Raw genomic sequence first — 6548 nt, forward strand, 5'->3', positions numbered from 1 at the left:
CCGCGGCGACGGCGCTTTCCTCTGGCCACAACACCTTGGCCGGGAACGGATACCTCGCCACATCCAAAGCGGCGGCAAGATCGTACCACTTGGCCGACCCCCGGCTTATGTCTCGCGCTGTCGGTTCCGGTAAGCATCAGGGTGAAGTTGCCGCCGCACTCCAAAACGTCCGGGGGAATCCTTCTATGATCGTTAGCTGTCCGGAATCCATAAAGAGCTAAAAACGATTCCTCCGGAAGCATACTGCCTTGATGGTGCCGGTGCCCGATATCCACGTGCTCTGTGTCTCCGTGGTTAAATCGCTTCAGCTGGCGGGGGGCAGGTTATCGAGCTTCATGCGTATCCGATCCGGGCTCGGGGCACCGGCGGCGAGTGCCTGCTCATAGGCGGCGCGGGCGTCAGCCATACGGCCTTGGGCCTGTGCAATCTCACCGCGCAGGGCGGCGAAGGCGCCCCCGAAGCCTTTGCTGTCGTCATGCTGTGCGACCAAGCCCGCCGCCCCCTCAAGGTCGCCCTCCGCGATCAGGACACGGGCCAGGCGCAAGGCGGCGATGCGCCTAATGCCGGGAGCGGGGGAGCCGGCGATCGCCTGCTCAAGGGCAGTGCGGGCAGCGGCGAGATTGCCGGCCTCGACCTCGACGCGGGCCTGCACCAGCGACGCCAAGGTCGCGTAGGCGGTGGCAGCGAACTCCTCGCGCAGCAGCTTGGATTGCGCGCGCGTGGACTGGGCATTGCCGGCGGCGGCGGCCAAGAGCTGCTCGAAGGCCGCGGAGGCCTGCTGTCCCACCGTTTCCCGGTAGCCCATCCAGGCCCGCCAGCCGAAGATGGCCCCCAGGCCGATGCCCACCCCGAGCAAGATGGAAAGGCCGTTCTCCTTCCACCACTTCTTGATCGCTTCGGCCCTTTCCTCGTCCGATTCGTAGTTGATCACAATTCCCTCCCGCGGATTTTTGAATGCTGATGCGTTTTAGGGACTCCTGACATTTTGGATGTTGTGCTTATGGGAATCTTTTTTTGCCGCAAATGAACGCGAATTCAGTCGGGATCGGTTCGCCGTTATCGACGGTTCTTGGATAGACTTCGATATCTTCGACAGACCAGCACGTAGGGCGGGAAAGCGCAGCGCATCCCGCCTTTCTAGTTGGAAGTTCGCGTAGCAAAGAAGGCCCCCAGCTGGTCCAGTGCGACCTCCGACTGCTCGCCCTCCTCGCGCAGGGGCTTCACGCCGATCACCCCGCGCGCCAGTTCGTCTTCGCCGAGCACCAGGGCATAGCGGGCGCCGCTGCGGTCCGCCTTCTTGAATTGGCTCTTGAAGCTGCCGCCGCCGCAGTGGCAGATCAGGCGTAGCCTGGGCGAGGCGTCGCGCAGGGTCTCGGCCACCAGCAGGGCCTTGGCCTGGGGTCCGTCCCCCACGGCGATCAGATAGGCATCCAAGCCCTTATCCGGCGGCGGTGGTCCGGCCTCCAGCATGGAAACCAGGCGCTCCAGCCCCAAGGCGAAGCCGACGGCGGGGGTCGGGCGCCCCCCGAGTCGGGCCACCAGGGTATCGTAACGCCCCCCGGCGCAGACAGTGCCTTGGGCGCCGAGACCGTCGGCGATCCATTCGAAGACCGTGCGGTTGTAATAGTCCAGGCCCCGTACCAGGCGTGGATTGACCTCATAGCCCACACCGGCGGCGTCGAGACCGGCGCAAAAGCGGTCGAAGTGGGCCTGTGATTCCTCACCCAGGTAGTCTAGGAAGCGCGGCGCCCCGGCGATCACCGCCTGGGTGTCCGGATGCTTGGTATCGAGCACCCGCAGGGGGTTGGTCCGCAGTCGGCGGCGGCTGTCCGCGTCCAGATACTCCAGCTTCCCCTCCAGATAGGACACGAGCTCACGGCGATAAGCAGCGCGCTCGTCGCCTTCGCCCAGGCTATTGATCTCCAGCCTTAAGTTCCTGAGTCCGAGGGTGTCCCACAGGCGCTGGGTCAGCAGCACCACCTCTTGGTCGATGTCCGGTCCCGCGAGCCCGAAGACCTCGACGCCGATCTGATGAAACTGACGGTAGCGGCCCTTCTGGGGGCGCTCGTGCCGAAACATGGGGCCGCGATACCAGAGGCGTCGAGGTGCGGAGACCAGGCCATGCTCGATGGCGGCCCGCACGCAACTCGCGGTACCTTCAGGGCGCAGACTCAGGCTGTCGCCGTTGCGGTCCTCGAAGCTGTACATCTCCTTCTCGACGATATCAGTGACCTCACCGATGGAGCGTTTGAACAGGTCCGTTACCTCCACCAGGGGCGTGCGGATCTCCTGGTAGCCATAGCCCTCGAGGACTGCCCTGGCGCGGTCCTCCAGAGTCTGCCAGAGGCCGGTCCGCTCCGGGAGGATATCGTGCATCCCCCGGATCGCCTGGAGGGTTTGTGCCGCTGGTCCGTGCATGGTGAGGATCGACCCGCCGGTGGCCGCTCAGCGTATCCTGCCGTCCGCATCCAGCGTGAAGCGAGCGACATTGCCGCGGGAAACGGTGCTCAAATCGAGGGGCTTCCCCCTCACCGTGACCTGTACCGCCGCCGCGTTTCCGAGTATGAACGCGTGCGGCGGCTTACCCTCCAAAACGTAATGGTCACCTTTCTCCATCTTGCCGAAGAGCTTGTGTTTTTGCTCGCTATCGCGCACATCTGCCCAACAGGGGCCGTTGAAGCTGACCTCGATTGCACCGGACTTGCCGGCGATCGTTGCTGCGGTGTCCTGGGCGACGCCCGTAGGCTGGGTGCCCACGGCTGCGGTCGTACCATCGGTGGTCGGCGGTTGTGGCTGCGCGGTCTCCGGGTCCGATCCCGGCTCGGGAGATTGCCCCGTCTCCTGATCCGCGAGTAGGTCCTCCAGGTCGGTGAGGAAGGCCGACAGCTCAGGCTCCGGGATCTTATCGAGCATATCCGACACTGCCGCTTCCCGCCCGACCTCCGCGGCAGCGGTCGTTTCCAGCCCCAGGTCCGGTCGTTGGTACTGTCGCCACAGGAACGTCAAGACACCCACCAGGAGCAGGATCCCCAGCCCCACCAGGCCGACGGTCAGATGACTGACGCCGGTCCGGCGGTGGCCGGCACGCACCGCGGTGTCGGTACGCACCCGGGCCGGCGCTGCCCCATAGGCGGCCACCAGGGGCTCCGGGGCCAGACCGACCAGGCGTGCATACTTACGGACATAACCGGCGACGAAGACCGGCTCCGGCAAGGACTTGTAATCTTCATGCTCCAGGGCCTCGATCATAGTCGGGTGCAGGTGCAGCTCTTGGGCCACGCGTTCCTGCGTCAGGCCGCGGGACTGGCGGGCGATACGCAAACGCCTGCCCGGGCTGTCCACCGGCCCCATGGTGGTATCGTCTTCCCGTGATGGTATGAGATAGGTGCTCATGGAGGTTGCAATCTCTAGAGTTGACTGAGTTGCGGCGCATCGGGGTAACGCTTACGCAGCAGCTCGGCATAGGTATCCGCCCGCTGGCGCGAGCCTAGCTTACGTTCGACCCTGATCGCCAGCAAGAGGACCTGGGGGGTTGGCTGGGCAACCTTGAAATAGCGGTCCAGATGGGTCTTGGCGGACCGGTAATGGCCGTCGCTGTAGTCCAGATCGGCCAGGGCCGCCAGGGCGGAGCCGAAGCGGGGGTTGGTACTCAGCGCCCGCCGGAAGTAGGTCTCCGCCTGGCCGCCGTTGCCGCCGTGCCGGACGCAGATTCCCAGGTTGGTCATCGCGATCCAGGGCGTAGCGTAGCGCGGGTTGGCCAGGGCCTTCTCATACTGAGACCGGGCCTGGGCAAACCTGCGCCGGTCGCATAAAAAACTGGCATAGGCATTGAGGATGTAAGGGTCCCCGGGCCCCAGGCCGATGGCCTTGCGGAAGTGCTGCTCGGCCAATCGGTCCCACCCCAACCGCTGGTAGATCAGGGCCATGAGATTATGGGCCTGGGGATTGTCAGGGTCCTCGGCCACCGCATCGCCGGCCTTACGCAGGGCCGTCTCCGTCTGCCCCTGTCTGAGATACTCGACCGCGAGCCGCACATAGAGATCTCCGGGGCGCTCTTGCCTGTCTCCACCCAGGTCACCGACCGCACTCTCGCCCCGCACACTGCCGCCGGCACAGGCCGTCACCAGCAGGCAGGCGACCATCGACAGTAGCCCTGCACACCCTTTGCGGCTCATGGTACGACGACCCCGATGGCCGCTTGCCCACGAGCCGCGCGGCGGCTGCGATCGCGGACCCGGCCCACGAGCTGGCCGCAGGCGGCGGCGATCTCGCCCCCGCGGGTCTTGCGCGTGGTGGCCACGATACCGGAACCCAGGACCCGCCGGCGAAATGCCTCCACCCGCTCCTCCGGTGAGGTCCGGAAATCCGAGCCGGGGAAGGGATTGAAGGGGATCAGATTGAGCTTGGACGGAACCCCCTCCAGCAACCGGATCAGGCGCTTGGCATGAAGGATCTGGTCATTGACCCCATCGAGCATGACATATTCCCAAGTAATGCGGCGGCGCCTATCGCCGGCGACGAAGGCCTTGCAGGCGGGCAGCAAGGTCTCCAAAGGATACTTGCGGTTGATGGGCACCAATCGGTCGCGCAGGGCATTGTCCGCGGCGTGCAGCGAAACGGCGAGCGACACGTCGCTCACCTCCCGCAGCCGATAGATATTGGGCACGACCCCGGCAGTGCTCAGGGTCACCCGGTACTTGGAGAGCATATAGGCCAGATCGTCCCGCAGGATATCCACGGCGGTCACCACCGCCTCGAAATTCGCCAGCGGCTCCCCCATCCCCATCAGGACCACATTGGTGGGCGCCTTGCCGAGGGCGCGGGTCGCGTGCCAGACCTGGCCCACGATCTCCCCCGCCGTCAGATTGCGGTTGAACCCCTGGCGCGCCGTGGCGCAGAAGCTGCAAGCCAGGGCACACCCCACCTGCGAAGAGACGCACACCGTGGTGCGGCGCCCCTCCGGAATCAACACCGTCTCCACCCGCTGGCCGTCGGCCAACTCCAAGACCCACTTGCGGGTACCGTCCGCGGCGGGCTGTGTCTCCACCAACCGCGGCAGGCAGATCCGGGTCTCGGCGCCCAGCCGCCGGCGCAGGGCCTGGGAGAGGTCGGTCATGGCCTCGCAGTCGACCACGCCGTGCTTGTGAATCCACTTGAACAGGCTGCGGCCGTGGAAGCCCTTACCACCCATCCCGGTTACCAAGGCCTGGCAACCCGGCAGATCCAGATCCAGCAGATTGGGCTTGGGGACAGCGGCGTTCACGGTCCGGGCGCTTAACGGGTGCGCTTGCACACACCGTCCGGGAAGAAGAAGGCGATCTCCGTGGTGGCGGTCTCCGGCGCATCCGAACCGTGGACCGCGTTCTCCGACACATCGGCGGCAAAATCGGCCCGGATCGTGCCCGGCTCCGCCTGCTTCGGATCCGTGGCCCCCATTACCTTGCGGTTGCGGGCGATGGCGTCTTCACCCTCGAGCACCTGGACCAGGATAGGGCCGGAGGTCATATAGTCCACCAGCTCCACGAAGAAGGGCCGCGCCTGGTGTACCGCGTAGAAGGCACTCGCCTGCTCGCGGGTCAGGTGCAACATGCGCGCCGCGACGATACGCAGACCCGCCCGCTCGAAGCGCTCATAGATGGCGCCGATGTGGTTTTTCGCGACGGCGTCGGGCTTGATGATAGACAGGGTACGTTCGCTGGCCATGGGGGAACCTCTTGCTGGTGTGGTCTGTGGCGTGCGCGCCGGGCCATTGCCGCGCTGATTTCCATGCGGCGCTGATTTCCACGTGGTCCTGGGGCGCCGGTAAGCGACCCGAAGTTTACTAAGCCCATCCTAATCGGGCAATCGAGGACCTCTGTTTTATCCGCAGATTACGCCGATTCTCGCAGATTGTTCCATGCCTTAATCTGCGGAAATCTGCGTAATCTGCGGATTCAAGAAGAGAAACTACGCATCGCGCGAATCGACGCGAAAACGGATTCGTGCGAACTCGCATGATTCGTGGTTTTCCCTTCAGAGTCCTCGGTGGGCACAGCCCACCCTACCGGATAAAATCCCGGCTTATGAGCAAGGACAAGCGGCAGACTACAGAACGCCTCGACATCGCCCGTGAGCGCATCGCGGCCGAGCAGCTTGCCCGTACCGGCCGCCTGGATCTCAGCAATCTGGGCCTGACCCGACCGCCGCCGGAGCTAGCGGAGCTGGACTGGCTGGAAGCACTGAGGTTGGGTGGATTCAGCAAGGGTAGTTTGCGTTTCCTGCTTAGCAAGGGGGAGTGGGAAGCCGCCGCAGCAGATAACCCCAACCGCATCGAGCCCATTGCATCCTGGCTGACGGGGCTCCCGCACCTGCGCAGTCTGGATTGCTCCGGTCATGGGTGCAATATCTGAATGATTTGTGCGAAGCCCTAATCGTACAGGATTTACAAGATTACCCAGGATTTACAGGATTTTGGTGATGGGTAAGTTTTTGGCTCGTTCCCACGCTCCAGCGTCACTGCCATTAAGTTAGTGTCAACGGCCTCAGTAGCAGAGCTTGCGTCGGCGCCG

7 protein-coding genes are annotated in these 6548 nt (G+C 64.5%); 1 reads left to right on the top strand and 6 read right to left on the bottom strand.

Going from position 1 to position 6548, the window contains the following annotated elements; all coding sequences use genetic code 11:
• Positions 1-304: 304 nt before the first annotated feature.
• The 6 genes from BQ17_RS11300 to ndk form a co-directional block, all read right to left on the bottom strand.
• A complete protein-coding gene (locus BQ17_RS11300; protein ID WP_243725295.1) occupies positions 305-931 on the bottom strand; it encodes a YfgM family protein in 627 nt (208 codons plus the stop codon).
• Between the two features lie 206 nt (positions 932-1137).
• On the bottom strand, positions 1138-2418 hold the full coding sequence (gene hisS, locus BQ17_RS11305; RefSeq protein WP_089727123.1) for a histidine--tRNA ligase: 1281 nt from the start codon (positions 2416-2418) through the stop codon (positions 1138-1140).
• Between the two features lie 27 nt (positions 2419-2445).
• A complete protein-coding gene (locus tag BQ17_RS11310; RefSeq protein WP_089727125.1) occupies positions 2446-3393 on the bottom strand; it encodes a RodZ domain-containing protein in 948 nt (315 codons plus the stop codon).
• Positions 3394-3407: 14 nt separating this feature from the next.
• A complete protein-coding gene (gene pilW / locus BQ17_RS11315) occupies positions 3408-4175 on the bottom strand; it encodes a type IV pilus biogenesis/stability protein PilW (RefSeq protein ID WP_256091554.1) in 768 nt (255 codons plus the stop codon).
• Positions 4172-5263 (bottom strand): dual-specificity RNA methyltransferase RlmN, encoded by a 1092-nt coding sequence (gene rlmN / locus BQ17_RS11320; protein WP_089727129.1) that lies wholly within the window; start codon positions 5261-5263, stop codon positions 4172-4174. The genes pilW and rlmN overlap by 4 nt, the downstream gene beginning before the upstream one ends.
• Positions 5264-5274: 11 nt before the next feature.
• Complete coding sequence (gene ndk / locus BQ17_RS11325) at positions 5275-5703, bottom strand: nucleoside-diphosphate kinase (RefSeq protein WP_089727131.1); 429 nt, start codon at positions 5701-5703, stop codon at positions 5275-5277.
• A 359-nt stretch (positions 5704-6062) separates the two neighbouring features.
• Here ndk and BQ17_RS11330 point away from each other — a divergent pair, with 359 nt between their 5' ends.
• Positions 6063-6389 carry a hypothetical protein gene (locus BQ17_RS11330; protein ID WP_089727133.1) on the top strand — a complete coding sequence of 109 codons (327 nt, stop codon included), beginning with the start codon at positions 6063-6065 and terminating at the stop codon, positions 6387-6389.
• Positions 6390-6548 lie beyond the last annotated feature (159 nt).

Origin of the sequence: Candidatus Thiosymbion oneisti, assembly GCF_900092655.1 — a bacterium.
Classification (GTDB): Bacteria; Pseudomonadota; Gammaproteobacteria; order Chromatiales; family Chromatiaceae; genus Thiosymbion; species Thiosymbion oneisti.